The organism is Pseudomonas sp. AO-1 (genome assembly GCF_019775695.1).
Taxonomy (GTDB): Bacteria; Pseudomonadota; Gammaproteobacteria; order Pseudomonadales; family Pseudomonadaceae; genus Aquipseudomonas; species Aquipseudomonas parakoreensis.
Genome location: NZ_CP079947.1, coordinates 1,123,461 through 1,138,475, shown reverse-complemented (window position 1 = coordinate 1,138,475; position 15,015 = coordinate 1,123,461). Strand labels below are relative to the sequence as shown.

Here is a 15,015-nt window from a genome sequence, read left to right as displayed (position 1 = left end):
AGGCTGAAACCTCAGCTCAAAGCCTTGCGATTGAAGTCGCGCAGACGGAAACCGAGCAGCAGCAACATACCGAAATACGCCACCACACCAGCAACCACCAGCGCCCCCAGACGCAGGAAGCGCTCCAGCATGTGCCCCTGATCCCAGGCCGGCATGAAATGCATGCCCAGCAGCAGCACTGCCGACATCACCGCCACCGCTACCACCAGCTTGAAACCGAACATGTACCAGCCCGGTTGCGGCTGATACATCTTTTGCTTGCGCAGTTGATAGAAAAGCAACCCGGCATTGAGGCAGGCTCCGGCACTGATCGCCAGCGCCAGACCGGCGTGAGCCAGCGGACCGATCAACACCAGATTGAACAGCTGCGTGCACACCAGCGTGAAAATTGCGATTTTCACCGGGGTGCGGATGTTCTGTTGCGCATAAAAGCCCGGCGCCAGCACTTTGATCACGATAATCCCCAGCAGACCGACAGAATAGGCAATCAGCGCACGCTGGGTCATGGACGCATCGAACGCGCTGAATTGCCCGTACTGGAACAGGGAAACAGTCAGCGGTTCGGCGAGAATCCCCAGCGCCAATGCACACGGCAGCACCAGCACAAAGCACAGGCGCAGGCCCCAGTCGAGGATCCGCGAATACTCGTGGCGATCCTTGCTCGCGTAGGTCTTGGCCAATGTCGGCAGCAGAATCGTGCCCAGCGCTACGCCGAGCACGCCGGACGGCAGCTCCATCAAACGGTCGGCGTAATACATCCACGACACCGAACCGGCCACCAGGAACGAAGCGAAAATGGTGTTGATGATCAGCGAAATCTGACTCACCGAGACGCCAATGATCGCCGGCAACATCTGCTTCATCACTCGCCAGACACCGGTATCACGCAGGTTCAGGCGTGGCAGCACCAGCATGCCGATCTTTTTCAGGTGCGGCAGTTGATAGAGCAACTGCGCCAGACCACCGACCAGCACCGCCCAGCCCAACGCCATGACCGGCGGGTTGAAATACGGCGTCAGGAACAGCGAAAACACGATCATGCTGACGTTAAGCAGGGTCGGCACGAAGGCCGGCACCGAAAAACGGTTCCAGGTATTGAGAATCGCCCCGGCCAGCGAGGACAGGGAGATCAGCAATATATAAGGGAACGTCACCCGCAACAGATCAGAGGTGAGCTGGAATTTTTCCGGCGTGTCGGTAAAACCCGGAGCCGTGGCCCAGATCACCCACGGCGCAGCGATCATCCCCAGCGCGGTAACCAGCGCCAGCACCAGGGTCAGCAAACCGGAAACGTAAGCGATAAAGGTGCGAGTCGCCTCTTCGCCCTTCTGGCTTTTGTATTCGGCCAGAATCGGCACGAAGGCCTGCGAGAACGCCCCCTCGGCGAAGATTCGTCGCAGCAGGTTGGGCAATTTGAAGGCAATGAAAAAGGCGTCCGTCGCCATTCCGGCGCCGAAGGTGCGAGCGATGAGCGTGTCACGGACGAACCCCAGAATCCGGGAAAGCATCGTGATAGAGCTGACAGCGGCCAACGATTTGAGCAGATTCATTGAGGAAATTAGTGCCTGTCGATAAACAGCAGGCGAACAATGCGCCCACTTGTGCGATACTCCGCGCCGCAACAGCACAGAGCCAAAGCTCGCGAGTTTACAGGTCAAGCGCCGGAAATAAATATCCCGCCTCTTTATACCTACCACTTAGCGGAACGTTTCAAGCGCCCTTGACAAGACTTCTCTTCATCGGCATGATTCGCGGCCTATTTTGTTTGCTATTTCCTAAAAAGTCTTTCGAGGAGCTCGACGGTGGCCAACTCACCTTCCGCCAAAAAACGTGCAAAACAGGCTGAGAAGCGTCGCAGCCACAACGCCAGCCTGCGTTCCATGGTTCGTACCTACATCAAGAATGTAGTTAAAGCCATCGACGCAAAAGACGCTGAAAAAGCTCAAGCTGCATACGTTCTGGCTGTGCCAGTTATCGACCGTATGGCCGATAAAGGCATCATCCACAAGAACAAGGCTGCTCGTCATAAGAGCCGTCTGAATGGCCACGTCAAAGCACTGAAAGAAGCTGCTTAATCGACGTAGTCATTAAAAACCGACCTTAGGGTCGGTTTTTTATTGCCTGCAATTTGATAAACGCAGAGCAAAAAAATGCAGGAGCGAGCAAGCTCACCCCTGCAATTGGTTTTGCGCCGTTACTGCTGGACCGGCACCCACGGCACGATCGGAATTGCGGTTACCGCATTCTGCGGACTCCCTTCGATCACGCGATCGCTGTAGACCAGATACACCAGCGTATTGCGCTTCTTGTCGAGGAAACGCACCACCTGCATGGTTTTGAACACCAGCGACGTGCGCTCCTTGAACACCTCGTCGCCATCCTTCAGCTCGCCCTTGAACTTGATCGGACCAACCTGACGACAGGCAATCGACGCCTCAGCGCGATCCTCGGCCAGACCCAGACCACCCTTCACCCCACCCGTTTTGGCGCGAGACAGGTAGCAGGTCACGCCGTCGACTTTCGGATCACCGAAAGCTTCAACCACGATCCGGTCATTCGGGCCGACGAACTTGAACACCGTCGACACCTGACCGATTTCCTCGGCCGAGGCCAGTAATGGCAACGCCATCAATAGCCCCAACAATCCTTTTGCCATGCGCATGCGTAATTTCCCTTAGACCAGAATCAGGTTGTCACGGTGAACCAGTTCCGGCTCAGCCATGTAGCCCAGCACGCCGACAATCGCATCCGACGACTGACCGATGATTTTTTGCGCCTCAAGCGCACTGTAGTTGGCCAGGCCACGGGCAATCTCGCGACCATCAGGTGCCACGCAGACCACCATTTCGCCCCGGCGAAAACTGCCCTGAACCAGCTTCACACCGACCGGCAACAGACTCTTGTGGCCCTGCGACAATGCCGACACCGCACCTTCGTCCAGCACCAGCGTGCCGCGAGTTTGCAGATGCCCCGCCAGCCATTGCTTGCGCGCCGCCAGCATGCCGCGCTCAGGCGACAGCAACGTGCCGATGCGCTCACCCGCCTTCAAACGATCAAGCACTCGCTCCAGACGCCCACCAACGATGATGGTATGCGCCCCGGAACGCGCCGCCAGACGCGCCGCACGCAGCTTGGTCTGCATGCCGCCACGCCCCAGCGCACCGCCGGTGCCGCCCGCCACCGCATCCAGGGTCGGATCATCGGCACGCGCTTCGTAAATCAGTTGCGCATCGGGGTTATTGCGCGGATCAGCATCGAACATGCCGTCGCGATCGGTGAGGATCACCAGCAGATCAGCCTCGACCAGGTTGGCCACCAGCGCTGCCAGCGTGTCGTTGTCGCCGAAACGAATTTCGTCGGTGACCACCGTGTCGTTTTCGTTGATCACCGGGATGACTTTCAGCTCGACCAGTGCACGCAGGGTGCTGCGGGCGTTCAGGTAGCGCTTGCGGTCGGACAAGTCATCGTGAGTCAGGAGAATCTGCGCGGTGTGCCGGCCATGCTCGGCAAAGCTCGATTCCCAGGCCTGCACCAGGCCCATCTGACCGATTGCCGCGGCAGCCTGGAGCTCGTGCATTGCACTGGGTCGTGCGGTCCACCCCAGACGGCTCATGCCGGCAGCCACAGCACCGGAAGACACCAGCACCAGCTCGACACCCGCCTCATGCAAGGCCACCATCTGCTCAACCCAGACACTCATTGCCGCGCGATCCAGCCCTTTGCCATCAGCTGTCAGCAAAGCGCTGCCGATCTTCACGACCCAACGCTGCGCACCTGTCACCTTGCTCCGCATCATCTTCAACCTTAGCTTGAGGGCAGCGCGACCCAGCGCCGCCCATGTCGTTATTTGTGACTTGCGATTTCCAGATACTAAAACGCCGCTCGATTGAGCGGCGCTTAAGTTTACTGCAACGAATCAGTCGCGCACGTAAATGATTTCCGGACCGTCTTCATCATCCACATCTTCTTCGTCCCAGTCATCGTCGCCGATGTCGTGGACCGACTTCACGCCACTGCGACGCAGGGCACGCTTGTCGTCCAGCGCCTGCAACTGTGCACGGGCTTCGTCTTCGATGCGCTGATCGAGATCGGCCAGCTCTTCCTTGTACGCCGGGTCGTTAGCCAGACGATCGGCACGATCTTCCAGGTAACGCATGATGTCGCGCGTCAGACGCTCAGTGCCTTCTTTGGCGATGGCCGAGATCACGTAGACCGGACCTTCCCACTGCAGGCGATCAACGATTTCCTTGACGCGCTCTTCATGCTCTTCTTCAAGGATCTGGTCGCATTTGTTCAGCACCAGCCAGCGGTCACGCTCGGCCAGCGACGGACTGAACTTGACCAGCTCATTGACGATCACTTCAGCCGCGTCCGGTGCACTGCTGTCATCCAGCGGCGCCATGTCGACGAGGTGCAGCAACAGACGCGTACGCGCCAGGTGCTTGAGGAAGCGAATGCCCAGACCGGCACCGTCGGAAGCGCCTTCGATCAGACCCGGAATGTCGGCGATGACGAAGCTTTTCCAACGATCGACACTGACCACACCCAGGTTCGGCACCAGCGTGGTGAACGGGTAGTCGGCGACTTTCGGCTTGGCCGCCGACACCGAACGGATAAAGGTACTTTTACCGGCGTTCGGCAAGCCCAGCAGACCCACGTCGGCCAGTACTTTCATTTCCAGTTTCAGGTCACGCTGCTCACCCGGCTTACCCGGAGTTGTCTGGCGCGGCGCACGGTTGGTACTGGATTTGAAACGCGTATTGCCCAGACCGTGCCAGCCGCCCTGCACTACCATCAGTTTCTGGCCAGCCTTGGTCAGGTCGCCAATCACTTCCTGGGTGGCCGAGTCGATCACGGTGGTACCGACCGGCACGCGCAGGATCAGGTCTTCACCCTTCTTGCCGGTGCAATCGGTGCTGCCGCCGTTGGAGCCACGCTCGGCATCGAAGTGCCGGGTGTAACGGTAGTCGACCAGGGTGTTGAGGTTTTCGTCGGCCATCATGTAGATGGAACCGCCGTCACCGCCGTCACCACCGTTCGGGCCGCCGTTCTCAATGAATTTTTCCCGACGGAAACTCATGCAGCCATTGCCGCCGTCGCCAGCTTTTACGCGGATCGATACTTCGTCTACAAACTTCATAACTCAACGCCTCTCGCCATACGGACGAGCCGAAAAACAATCAAGACATAAGACTCTTGCAAAAATGAGCGCAGCGACCCCAAACCACGACCTGCATCGCACGCCGACAGCCCATACAAACAGTTTTGCAAGAGACTCACCCCACAAACGAAAAAGCCCCGTCGCAAGACAGGGCTCTTCCAGCGATCTCGCGATTAAGCCGCGACAACGCTCACGTAACGACGACCGAAGGCGCCTTTTACTTCAAACTTGATCACGCCTTCGATTTTCGCGAACAGGGTGTGATCTTTACCCATGCCAACGCCGTAGCCAGCGTGGAATTGGGTGCCGCGCTGACGCACGATGATGTTGCCGGCCTTGATGACCTGGCCGCCATACATCTTCACGCCAAGGCGTTTGGCTTCTGAGTCGCGACCGTTACGGGTACTACCACCAGCTTTTTTGTGTGCCATGAGTTCAATTCTCCTAGTGAGGAATTAGGCTGTAATTAAGCCTGAATACCGGTGATTTTGATCTCGGTGAACCACTGGCGGTGGCCCATACGCTTCATGTGGTGCTTACGGCGACGGAACTTGATGATGCGGACTTTATCGTGACGACCTTGGGAGATCACTTCAGCCTTGACGGTTGCGCCAGCAACAACAGGTGCGCCGATGTTCACGTCGTCGCCATTGGCGACCAGCAGAACGCGGTCAAAAGTCACGGATTCGCCAGTAGCGACTTCCAGTTTTTCGATCTTCAGGTATTCACCTTCAGCGACCTTGTATTGCTTACCGCCGGTAACGATTACTGCGTACATGGTATTTCTCCGATAATCCTGCTCACCCAGCTCTTTATAAGAAGAGGTATTGGCTGGCATGGCTGCATGGGGCTGGAACGGCCCAAGTGCAATTGCGTAAGGCAGGTGCTGCCCAGGAAGTTCAGGGTGCGCGATTGTACGCAAGCATCGAGAGTCACGCAAGAGGCCGTCCATCGCGCCTTGACAGGCCCCGGTGGGGGTCCTAGCATGCCGCGCAACCCTTCTGGAGCAACTGTCGCTGATGCAACCCCAAGCTTTCTACCGCGCGGTGGCGGACGATTTTAGCGCCGTCGACGGCATCATCAAGAAGCAGCTGACTTCCCGAGTGCCGCTGGTATCGAAAATCGGCGATTACATCACCTCGGCCGGCGGCAAACGCCTGCGTCCTTTATTGGTGCTGCTGTGCGGCAAGGCCCTGGGTCGCGAAGGCGACGACCTGCGCCTGCTGGCCGCCACCATCGAATTCCTGCACACCGCGACCCTGCTGCATGACGACGTGGTCGACATGTCCGGCATGCGCCGTGGCCGCTCGACCGCCAACGCCATGTGGGGCAACGCTCCGAGCGTGCTGGTCGGCGATTTCCTGTACTCGCGCTCGTTCGAAATGATGGTCGAACTGGGCTCGATGCCGGTGATGAAGATCCTGTCCCAGGCCACGCGCATCATCGCCGAAGGCGAAGTGCTGCAACTGTCCAAGGTGCGCGACGCCAGCACCACCGAAGAAACCTACATGGAGGTCATCCGCGGCAAGACCGCGATGCTCTTCGAAGCCTCGACCCACAGCGCTGCCGCACTGGCCGGTGCCTCCGCCGAGCAGAGCGAAGCCCTGCGCACCTTCGGCGATCACCTCGGCGTGGCGTTCCAACTGGTCGACGACTTGCTGGACTACAAGGGCGACGCCGAGACCCTGGGCAAGAACGTCGGTGACGATCTGGCCGAAGGCAAGCCAACCCTGCCGCTGATCTTTACCATGCGCGAAGGCACGCCGGAACAGGCTGCCCTGGTGCGCCAGGCGATCCAGAAAGGCGGAATCGAAGACCTCGAAAGCATCCGCATCGCCGTGGAAGCCTCGGGTTCGCTGGAGTACACCGCGCAACTGGCCCGTGACTACGTGGCCCGTGCGATCAAGTGCCTCGACGCGCTGCCGGCCAGCGAATACCGCGATGCACTGGTAGAACTGAGCGAGTTTGCGGTCGCCCGCACGCACTGATCACCGCGCAATCAAAGAGCCGCAGCATTCCGCCGAAGCCTGCGGCTTTTTGTTGCCTGCCCTCTACGCGCTAAAACCTTATACAATGTGCGACTTTTAGCGATCCACATCCCAAGGAGCCTTAGTGAGCACGTTGCCACCCTGCCCGAAATGCAATTCCGAATACACCTACGAAGACGGTGCCCAACTGATCTGCCCTGAGTGCGCCCACGAGTGGTCGGCCAACGGCGAAACCGAAGTGGCGTCCGATGATGCCGTGAAGAAAGATTCGGTCGGCAACGTCCTGCAGGACGGCGACACCATCACCGTGATCAAGGACCTGAAGGTCAAGGGCACCTCGCTGGTGGTCAAGGTCGGCACCAAGGTCAAGAACATCCGCCTGTGCGATGGCGACCACGACATCGACTGCAAGATCGACGGCATCGGCCCGATGAAACTCAAGTCCGAGTTTGTCAGAAAGGTCTGATCCTGCTGTCAGCCATCCCACGCCCGGCGTGGGATGGAGCTGCGCCCTCTCCCGCTTTGCTCCCGCAGACTCGCGTAATAGCCAGACGCCAGCCGTTTTGACCTTACGCAATCTTTACCCGGAAAAAATCGCATTCCGCCAATAGACGCTTGCTATTTGACGAATAAGAATTATTCTCATTGGAACCTTCCAAGGAGATGAGACCCATGACTTATTTGATCGACGCCTGGCTGGATCGCCCACACCCGTACCTCAGAATCCTGCATCGGGAAACCGGGGAAGTCTGTGCGGTTCTGGAAGAAGAAGCCCTGCATGAGCTGCAGGATCAGGGCGATCTGGACGTCAGCAGCCTGAATTCCAGCGAGCCGCTGGTGCTCAAGGAGCTGGTGCGTAATCTGTTCCTGTTCTGCTATGCCCGGGCCTTGCGCCCGACCCATGAGCTGCATCACAAGATCGAAATATGAAAAGCAACCCAAAACCTGTGGGAGCGAGCTTGCTCGCGAAGGCAGCAACGCGATTGCAGATTTGAACCGGATCGCCTGCATTCGCGAGCAAGCTCGCTCCCACAAAGGTTTTACAGAACGTCCAGCAGCTCGACGTCGAACACCAGAACGCTGTGCGGCGGGATGCTGCCAACGCCTTGAGCGCCGTAAGCCAGTTCGCTCGGCACGTACAGGCGCCATTTGCTGCCGGCGTTCATCAGTTGCAGGGCTTCGGTCCAGCCGGCGATCACGCCGCCCACCGGAAATTCTGCTGGCTGGCCACGATCGTAGGAACTGTCGAACACAGTGCCGTCGATCAGCGTGCCGTGGTAGTGAGTACGCACGGTGTCTTCACGGGATGGCTTGGCGCCTTCACCTTGAGTCAGCACTTCGAATTGCAGACCGGAAGCCAGAGTAGTGATGCCTTCTTTCTTGGCGTTTTCAGCCAGGAACGCACGGCCTTCACCGGCAGCCGCTTCAGCTTTGGCGGCGGCTTCGGCTTGCATGATCTCGCGGATCACCTTGAAGCTGGCGGACATGGCTTCCTGATCGACACGGCTTGGCTTGCCGGCGAATGCGTCGGTCAGACCGGCCAGGATGGCGTCCAGGCTGACACCCGGTGGCGGGTTGTCGCGCAGCTGGTCGCCCAGCTGACGGCCAATGCCGTAGCTGACGCGGGTTTCGTCGGTGGACAGATTTACTTCGGACATGACACTGCTCCGCTGTGCGGACGGCCGCAAGACTTGCCGTGCGTGCACAGCGCGTCCCGGCGCGCCCGGAACCTAAAAGGGCGAGCAGACTAGCACAGATGCCCAGCAATGGCGCGCAACGCCTACAGGGCCGAGCGCCACGCCAGCGGCACTTTCAGGCTTTCCTCGTCACTGACGCCCAGGCCGCACATTTCGTCGTGCACCGAGGTATGGACGAGGTTGAACGGCAGCACCGGAAAGTTATGCAGCAAATCCCGCGCGTGCTCCACCGAACGCAGCTGCAGCATCTCGCCCTTGAGATCACTCAACGGATACGCGGCTCCATGCATCCGCGCTTCGAGCAGATAAATCCCGCCCTCCATGGAGATCAGGTTCAGCTCATCGACCTTTCTGGCGATGGCAAACGCATTCAACTCTTGCAGGTTCATGAAGGCACCTCGTGCGATGGCGAGCCAGGACCTTTACAGGGATATGCCCGCGCGCACCAAAGCACAAGCCGCAAACGACACCGCCCGTCTGTTTCGCAACAGACGGGCGGTGTTTTTGCAGCGATCAAACAATAGTCAGTGCTTGGTGAGCTTGTCCAGGTAACCCATCGCGAACGCCGAAATCACGAAGGTCATGTGGATGATCACGTACCACATCAGGTGCTCGGGATCGACGTTCTTGGCATCCATGAAGATCCGCAGCAGATGGATCGAGGAAATCGCCACGATCGACGCCGCCACTTTCATCTTCAGCGACGAGGAGTCCATGGTGCCCAGCCAGCTGAGCTTCTCTTTGCCTTCGTCGATGTTCAGCTCGGACACGAAGTTCTCGTAGCCGGAAATCATCACCATCACCAGCAAGCCGCCCACCAGCGCCATGTCGATCAGCGACAGCAGCACCAGGATCAGATCCGATTCGGCCATGGAGAACACGTTGGGAATGACATGAAACACTTCCTGGAAGAATTTCAATGCCAGCGCCAGCAGCCCGAGGGACAGCCCGATATAGATCGGCGCCAGCAGCCAGCGCGTGGCGTACATTGCATTTTCGATAAAGCGTTCCATTGACTCTCACACAATAAGGATTGAAATCGGCGGCGAGTATACCAGCCGACCGTGACAGCCAGAAACGGCCCGGCCCGCACCTCCAATCAGCGCAACCTGCGTGTGTGTATGATTTTTTTTCTGCTACTGTCCAAACCATTGACCGCCTAGCGAAAGTGGACAGGACGACTGGAAATGGATGTGCGATTGCCGTTGAAAACTGCCGGGATTTGCCTCGCTCTGCTGCTGGGCGGCTGCTCTCCCGGCGAAGAGAAAAAACCCTCGGTCAGCCTCGACGCGAAGACGACAACCTTCGAACATTCACTGGACGCCATCACCGATCCGAAGCTCAAGGATGCCGTGACCGAACTCGGCGGTTCGCTGCTGTTGCTCGAACGCGCGCAACTCAAGCTCGACAGCACACCCCTGAAAACCGTCTACGGCGAAGACACGCTCGGCATCCTCAAGCACTACCCTTCGCCGCAGGCGCTGGTCGATACTTTCATCAACGGGCTGTTCGTACTGCACAAGGACGCCAGCTCCGACTACCTCACCGACCTGCAGCCAGTGTTCCCGTTCAACCTGAACATTCCCGGCGGTTTTCTGTTTCCGCATGGCGTGGAATGGCAGTCGGTGACCCTGAGCAACAAGCGCGTGATCACCTATCAGCCGGAATGGTCGGAAACCGATCCCGGCATTCAGTTGAGCCCGTCCAGTTCCAATGTCAACAACCCCGATGACCTGACCGTGACCTACCCTTTCATCGAGGGGCTGGACGTCGACAAGAAGACACAACCGCAGCCAGTGAGCCTGCAGGGCAACGTCGAAGTCATCACGCCGCGCCGCCTGTTCAGCTTCAACCTGAGTCAGAAGGATGTCGGCCAGACCCGCACCGATGACAACCTCAGCGTCACCCTGCTGAAGCTTGCAAAAAACTACGCCGAAGTCGAATTCAGCAACAGCCTGCCATTGGCCCCCGAGGTCGAGGGTGCACAGCTCAATCCGTTGATCGTTCAGGCCCGCGACACCACCGGGCAATACCTGGTGCGCGCCGGCTCAATCAATGAGAGCCCGGCACAGGTGGCTTTCTACGAGAAACAACTGGCACATCTGCAACAGCAGAAAATCTGGAGCGAGGCGCTGGAAAAACAGCTTGAGGACGAACAGCAGGCCTTCGCACAGCAGCATCCGCGCCGCTATAGCAAGGTCTACTTCAACGGCCCCGTCGACACCCTCGAAGTCAGCGTGCTGGATTTTTCATCGGCGACCGTGACCCGCAAGGCACTGGATTTGCCGGTGCGCACCTTCAGTCAGCACACCACGGAAAAGACCATCCAGCCGCTGGACCCGGACGTAGTGGTGTATGACGATCTGGCGCCGAACTGGCTCAAGGGCGCGAGCCTGACCGAGGAAGCGTTGAAGGCCGGCATCCGCATCCATCAGTCCGTGGAGGATCCGAGCGCCGCGCGCATCGAGTTCTCCCACCGGCGTACCTTCAATGATGAATTGCTCGGCGATGATTTCAGCCCGGGAGAAAGCCCGGTGACGTTCTTCACCGAGAAACGCAGCGGCAAACTCGACGAGCCGATCGAACTGCCACCCGAGGCCTATCAGGTCGATCCGCTGCAAGCGACCATCACTTACGATTTGAACCTGTTCCCGGAAACTCCGGCAATTGCTGTGGGTTCGATGCCGCTGTTTCTGGCGAGCGTCGACAAGAAAACCTACGACGCCAAGGCCCTGCCCAAAGGCCTGGAGATCAAGAACAACACACTGGTGGTGGACCTGAAACGGTTCCCGGCCAACGCCTGGCGTTTCTTCGTCAAGGACGACAGCGGCAACTACCTGAAACAGATTCTCTCGGTCAGCCACGACGCGAGTGCGCAAGGCCCGGCGCTGTTCGGCGTGCATTACTTCTATGGCCGTCCAACGCAAGTAGAGACCTATCAGCGAACTGAACTCAATACCGTGCAATACGGCTTTGAGGTCAAGCTCGACAAGGTGCCGTTGCCCGACACGGCGCGGTGATTGCGCCTAATGGTCGAACACGCCGACCGGACGTCCACGGCCACCGTTGATCTGGCGCAGCTGCGCCTGCAGGTGCAGGCTCCAGATCTGCGGATCATTGGCCAGCTCGTAGCCGTGCATCGTCAGGCTTTCCACAATGGTGTCGAGAATCGACTCGGCGGCGACCGGCCCATGAAACGGGCCCTGGGCCTTGATGGCGGAGGGTTGTTCGCCGGCCATGCCGGCAGCGAAAAGCAAGGTCCACATACCGTTATCGCCGGCCAGAGGTTTGATGGCGCATTCGATACGGGTCACAAGACCCAGGCATTGACGGGTGAGGCAGAGGTTGCGCGACATGGCGGCGACCCTCGGTAAAACCTGTATTCAGCCTTCACGCGAAGGCTGTTTCGATCCAGTGATACTGTCGATGTCCTTGAGCTGAGAATAGAAGAAAAGTCCGCCGCGCAAGCCGGATAGAACCAGAAGGCGCCGAATGGTCATTGTGTGAATGTTGACGTCAGAGTAGTGGCACTTTTCCTGATGATCAGCGCAAAAATCAATCTGGAAAACAACTGTGGGAGCGAGCTTGCTCGCGAATGCGGATGTTCAGGCAACTAAATGTCGACTGGTATGCCGCCTTCGCGAGCAAGCTCGCTCCCACAGGATTTGCTCTAGACTTTTTAAGCTGGTTTGGCCTCGGCCAACGCCTCCTGCGCCAACTCCTTCTCGGCCTCTTTCAGATCCTCTTCGCTGATCATCTCGGCAATCACCCGCAGACGCTCGACCACGCGCGCATTGACGCTGCCTTCAGGGAACTGACCGTCAGCATCCGGCTCACCGGCCGGCTCGCCGACCAACAGGCTCAAAGCCTCGTCAGCCTGACGCACCGCGTACACATGGAACTGCCCGGCGCGCACGGCCGCCAGCACCTTCTCGTCGAGCATCAGCGTGGCGACGTTGGCCTGCGGAATGATCGCGCCCTGCTCGCCCGTCAGCCCACGCGCTTCGCAGAGACGGAAGAAGCCTTCGATCTTCTCGTTGACCCCGCCGACCGCCTGTACTTCGCCGAACTGGTTGATGGAACCGGTGATCGCAAAACACTGCTTGAGCGGGGTTTTCGACAGCGCCGAAATCAACGTGCAAGCCTCACCCAGCGACGCACTGTCGCCATCGACGTAACCGTAGGATTGCTCGAGCGCAATGCTCGCGGAAATCGCCAGCGGGAATTCCTGGGCGTAACGGCTGCCCAGGTACCCGGTAAGGATCATCACGCCCTTGGAGTGGATCGGCTGACCGAGATTGACCTCGCGCTCGATGTCGACGATACCGCTGCCGCCCGGGTACACCGTGGCGGAAATCCGCGCCGGTACACCGAACGCCGAATCGCCGACTTCCAGCACGGTCAGCCCGTTGCACTTGCCGACCGCAGCGCCGTCGGTGTCGATCAAGATGATCCCGGCGAGCATGTCGTCGAGAATCCGCGCCGATACGCGGCCAGTGCGAGTGGCTTTGGCTTTCAGCGCACGCTCGATGTGCCCGGCGTCGGTCATTTCATCACCGGCCAGATGACGAATGAAATCCGCCTCGCTGACCAGTTGGAACAGATCGCCGATCCGCGCCGACAAACGCCCCTGATGCTCGGCCAGCCGTGCGCTATAGGTCGCCAGACGCGCCACCGCATCGGCGGTCAGCGGCGCCATGCCTTCTTCCGAAGTGCGGGTTTTCAGCAACTGGGCGAACTGCTCCAGGCTTTCGTCGACCATCGGGATGTCTTCGTCGAAGTCGACCAGCACGCGGAACATCTCCTGGAAGTCCGGATCCAGGTCCTGCAGCGTGTAATACAACTGCCGCGCACCGATGATCACCACTTTGACCTGCAACGGTATGTGCTGCGGATTCAGGGTCACGGTGGCGAAACGGCCCATCTCGCCCAGCGGCGATTCCATCTTCAGTTTGCGCGATTGCAGGGCGCGCTTGAGTGCGTCCCACACGAACGGCTCACTGAGCATTTTTTCCGCTTCAAGAATCAGGAAGCCGCCATTGGCGCGATGCAATGCGCCCGGGCGCAACTGGCGATAAGTGGTGTAAAGCGCCCCCTGATCGGTGGTGTATTCAATGCGGCCGAACAGGTTTTCGTAGGTCGGATGCGGCTCGAACACCACCGGCGCACCGCCACTGTGCGGATGACCGACCACCAGGCTCGGCGCGTATTGCTCTTCCAGCAGCTTGCGCGCCACGGCGTCGGTCTTGCTGTCGTCGACCAGTTGCTCGACCACGGTTTTCAGCAGATACACCTGCATCGCTTGCAGGTAACCGCAGACCGCAGCGTTCTCCGCGTACTTCTCGGACAACGGCGAGAGCAACGGCTGCAAGGCCAGGGTGATGGTTTCTTCGTTGAGCTGACGCAACTGATTGTTCGACTCGCGCTTCCACTGCGGCAGGCTCGCGAGCTCTTCATTCAGCCGCTCTTCGAGGCCGGAAATATCCTCGTGGAAACGCTCGCGCTCGGCTTCCGGCAATTGCGAAAACTCGGCTTCATCCAGCGCCTTGCCTTCGAGCATCGGGGTGAAGGCGATGTTGCTGCTGTCGCGGTACAGGGCGACGTCTTTTTCCAGGGCCAGACGTTCGATGACGTCCAGTGCCTTGTCGTAGCGCTGGTTGAAGGCGCGGTCGATGGCGCTTTTTTTCTGCTGGTAGGACGGGTGTTCGAACACCGCCGGGAACGTCGCCAGCAGGTTGTCGATCAAGCCGTTGATGTCGCCGATGAACGCAGCGGCCGTTCCCGAAGGCAATTCCAATGCGCGGGGTTCGCGCGGCTCATCGAAGTTGTTGACGTAGACCCAGTCCGCCGGGGTCTGCAGGCGTTTGCCTTCGGCCTTCAGGTAGCGTTTGACGAACGAGAAGCGACCGGTGCCCGGTTCGCCCATGACAAAGACGTTGTAACCGGGGCGTGGCATGGCCACACCGAACTGCAAGGCTTCGACCGCACGTTCCTGGCCAAGCACACCGCGAAAGGGCTCCAGATCATTGGTGGTAGTGAAGCTGAACTGTTCAGCGGAAAACGGACGGGTCAGCGCTTCGGGCGCTAGACGCAAGCTGGCAGCAACAGGATCAGGCATCGGGCTTCCTTAACAATCAGGCGGGGCAGATAGCGGCATTCTGGCGCTGCC

At 59.1% G+C, this 15,015-nt stretch carries 16 protein-coding genes; 5 read left to right on the top strand and 11 right to left on the bottom strand.

The window, feature by feature from the left end; genetic code table 11:
- Window positions 1-11 precede the first annotated feature (11 nt).
- Entirely contained in the window at window positions 12-1,550 is a 1,539-nt protein-coding gene (gene murJ, locus KVQ82_RS05295; protein ID WP_041065293.1) for a murein biosynthesis integral membrane protein MurJ, read from the bottom strand.
- A 252-nt stretch (window positions 1,551-1,802) separates the two neighbouring features.
- Between murJ and rpsT the strand changes: the two genes are divergently transcribed.
- Window positions 1,803-2,075: a 30S ribosomal protein S20 gene (gene rpsT, locus KVQ82_RS05290; RefSeq protein WP_003228351.1), complete on the top strand. Its 273-nt coding sequence runs from the start codon at window positions 1,803-1,805 to the stop codon at window positions 2,073-2,075.
- 119 nt (window positions 2,076-2,194) lie between these two features.
- Here rpsT and KVQ82_RS05285 read toward each other — a convergent pair whose 3' ends face one another.
- The 5 genes from KVQ82_RS05285 to rplU form a co-directional block, all read right to left on the bottom strand.
- Window positions 2,195-2,662 carry a CreA family protein gene (locus KVQ82_RS05285; protein ID WP_222018292.1) on the bottom strand — a complete coding sequence of 156 codons (468 nt, stop codon included), beginning with the start codon at window positions 2,660-2,662 and terminating at the stop codon, window positions 2,195-2,197.
- A gap of 12 nt (window positions 2,663-2,674) precedes the next feature.
- A complete protein-coding gene (gene proB / locus KVQ82_RS05280) occupies window positions 2,675-3,793 on the bottom strand; it encodes a glutamate 5-kinase (RefSeq protein WP_041065290.1) in 1,119 nt (372 codons plus the stop codon).
- A 123-nt stretch (window positions 3,794-3,916) separates the two neighbouring features.
- A complete protein-coding gene (gene cgtA / locus KVQ82_RS05275; protein ID WP_041065287.1) occupies window positions 3,917-5,140 on the bottom strand; it encodes an Obg family GTPase CgtA in 1,224 nt (407 codons plus the stop codon).
- A 194-nt stretch (window positions 5,141-5,334) separates the two neighbouring features.
- Window positions 5,335-5,592, bottom strand: a complete 258-nt coding sequence (gene rpmA, locus KVQ82_RS05270; protein WP_003228360.1) for a 50S ribosomal protein L27 — start codon at window positions 5,590-5,592, stop codon at window positions 5,335-5,337.
- A gap of 35 nt (window positions 5,593-5,627) precedes the next feature.
- A complete protein-coding gene (rplU, locus tag KVQ82_RS05265; protein ID WP_003228361.1) occupies window positions 5,628-5,939 on the bottom strand; it encodes a 50S ribosomal protein L21 in 312 nt (103 codons plus the stop codon).
- Between the two features lie 241 nt (window positions 5,940-6,180).
- Here rplU and KVQ82_RS05260 point away from each other — a divergent pair, with 241 nt between their 5' ends.
- The 3 genes from KVQ82_RS05260 to KVQ82_RS05250 all read left to right on the top strand — a co-directional run bounded on the left by KVQ82_RS05260 (window position 6,181) and on the right by KVQ82_RS05250 (window position 8,079).
- Window positions 6,181-7,149, top strand: a complete 969-nt coding sequence (locus tag KVQ82_RS05260) for a polyprenyl synthetase family protein (protein ID WP_041065282.1) — start codon at window positions 6,181-6,183, stop codon at window positions 7,147-7,149.
- 124 nt (window positions 7,150-7,273) lie between these two features.
- Entirely contained in the window at window positions 7,274-7,615 is a 342-nt protein-coding gene (locus KVQ82_RS05255) for a zinc ribbon domain-containing protein YjdM (RefSeq protein ID WP_041065279.1), read from the top strand.
- A 206-nt stretch (window positions 7,616-7,821) separates the two neighbouring features.
- Window positions 7,822-8,079 (top strand): hypothetical protein, encoded by a 258-nt coding sequence (locus KVQ82_RS05250; protein ID WP_008078558.1) that lies wholly within the window; start codon window positions 7,822-7,824, stop codon window positions 8,077-8,079.
- A gap of 110 nt (window positions 8,080-8,189) precedes the next feature.
- Here the strand turns inward: KVQ82_RS05250 and KVQ82_RS05245 are convergent, their stop codons facing one another.
- The 3 genes from KVQ82_RS05245 to KVQ82_RS05235 form a co-directional block, all read right to left on the bottom strand.
- Complete coding sequence (locus KVQ82_RS05245) at window positions 8,190-8,807, bottom strand: FKBP-type peptidyl-prolyl cis-trans isomerase (RefSeq protein ID WP_198758327.1); 618 nt, start codon at window positions 8,805-8,807, stop codon at window positions 8,190-8,192.
- A 122-nt stretch (window positions 8,808-8,929) separates the two neighbouring features.
- Window positions 8,930-9,235: a DUF6482 family protein gene (locus KVQ82_RS05240; RefSeq protein ID WP_096795239.1), complete on the bottom strand. Its 306-nt coding sequence runs from the start codon at window positions 9,233-9,235 to the stop codon at window positions 8,930-8,932.
- A 135-nt stretch (window positions 9,236-9,370) separates the two neighbouring features.
- On the bottom strand, window positions 9,371-9,859 hold the full coding sequence (locus KVQ82_RS05235) for a TIGR00645 family protein (RefSeq protein ID WP_007963798.1): 489 nt from the start codon (window positions 9,857-9,859) through the stop codon (window positions 9,371-9,373).
- Between the two features lie 174 nt (window positions 9,860-10,033).
- On the opposite strand from KVQ82_RS05235, the gene KVQ82_RS05230 reads away from it, so the two are divergent.
- Window positions 10,034-11,866, top strand: coding sequence for a hypothetical protein (locus KVQ82_RS05230; protein WP_222018290.1), 1,833 nt, complete (start codon window positions 10,034-10,036; stop codon window positions 11,864-11,866).
- Window positions 11,867-11,872: 6 nt separating this feature from the next.
- Here the strand turns inward: KVQ82_RS05230 and KVQ82_RS05225 are convergent, their stop codons facing one another.
- Together KVQ82_RS05225 and KVQ82_RS05220 are read right to left on the bottom strand one after the other, a co-directional pair.
- Window positions 11,873-12,202, bottom strand: coding sequence for a hypothetical protein (locus KVQ82_RS05225; RefSeq protein ID WP_047296668.1), 330 nt, complete (start codon window positions 12,200-12,202; stop codon window positions 11,873-11,875).
- 323 nt (window positions 12,203-12,525) lie between these two features.
- Window positions 12,526-14,964 (bottom strand): Lon protease family protein, encoded by a 2,439-nt coding sequence (locus KVQ82_RS05220; protein ID WP_086792869.1) that lies wholly within the window; start codon window positions 14,962-14,964, stop codon window positions 12,526-12,528.
- Between the last annotated feature and the right edge of the window lie 51 nt (window positions 14,965-15,015).

Coding starts and splice junctions, on each gene's coding strand:
- murJ (WP_041065293.1), bottom strand. CDS start 1,550: ATGAATCTGCTCAAATCGTTGGCCGCTGTCAGCTCTATCACGATGCTT.
- KVQ82_RS05285 (WP_222018292.1), bottom strand. CDS start 2,662: ATGCGCATGGCAAAAGGATTGTTGGGGCTATTGATGGCGTTGCCATTA.
- proB (WP_041065290.1), bottom strand. CDS start 3,793: ATGCGGAGCAAGGTGACAGGTGCGCAGCGTTGGGTCGTGAAGATCGGC.
- cgtA (WP_041065287.1), bottom strand. CDS start 5,140: ATGAAGTTTGTAGACGAAGTATCGATCCGCGTAAAAGCTGGCGACGGC.
- rpmA (WP_003228360.1), bottom strand. CDS start 5,592: ATGGCACACAAAAAAGCTGGTGGTAGTACCCGTAACGGTCGCGACTCA.
- rplU (WP_003228361.1), bottom strand. CDS start 5,939: ATGTACGCAGTAATCGTTACCGGCGGTAAGCAATACAAGGTCGCTGAA.
- KVQ82_RS05260 (WP_041065282.1), top strand. CDS start 6,181: ATGCAACCCCAAGCTTTCTACCGCGCGGTGGCGGACGATTTTAGCGCC.
- KVQ82_RS05250 (WP_008078558.1), top strand. CDS start 7,822: ATGACTTATTTGATCGACGCCTGGCTGGATCGCCCACACCCGTACCTC.
- KVQ82_RS05245 (WP_198758327.1), bottom strand. CDS start 8,807: ATGTCCGAAGTAAATCTGTCCACCGACGAAACCCGCGTCAGCTACGGC.
- KVQ82_RS05240 (WP_096795239.1), bottom strand. CDS start 9,235: ATGAACCTGCAAGAGTTGAATGCGTTTGCCATCGCCAGAAAGGTCGAT.
- KVQ82_RS05235 (WP_007963798.1), bottom strand. CDS start 9,859: ATGGAACGCTTTATCGAAAATGCAATGTACGCCACGCGCTGGCTGCTG.
- KVQ82_RS05230 (WP_222018290.1), top strand. CDS start 10,034: ATGGATGTGCGATTGCCGTTGAAAACTGCCGGGATTTGCCTCGCTCTG.
- KVQ82_RS05225 (WP_047296668.1), bottom strand. CDS start 12,202: ATGTCGCGCAACCTCTGCCTCACCCGTCAATGCCTGGGTCTTGTGACC.
- KVQ82_RS05220 (WP_086792869.1), bottom strand. CDS start 14,964: ATGCCTGATCCTGTTGCTGCCAGCTTGCGTCTAGCGCCCGAAGCGCTG.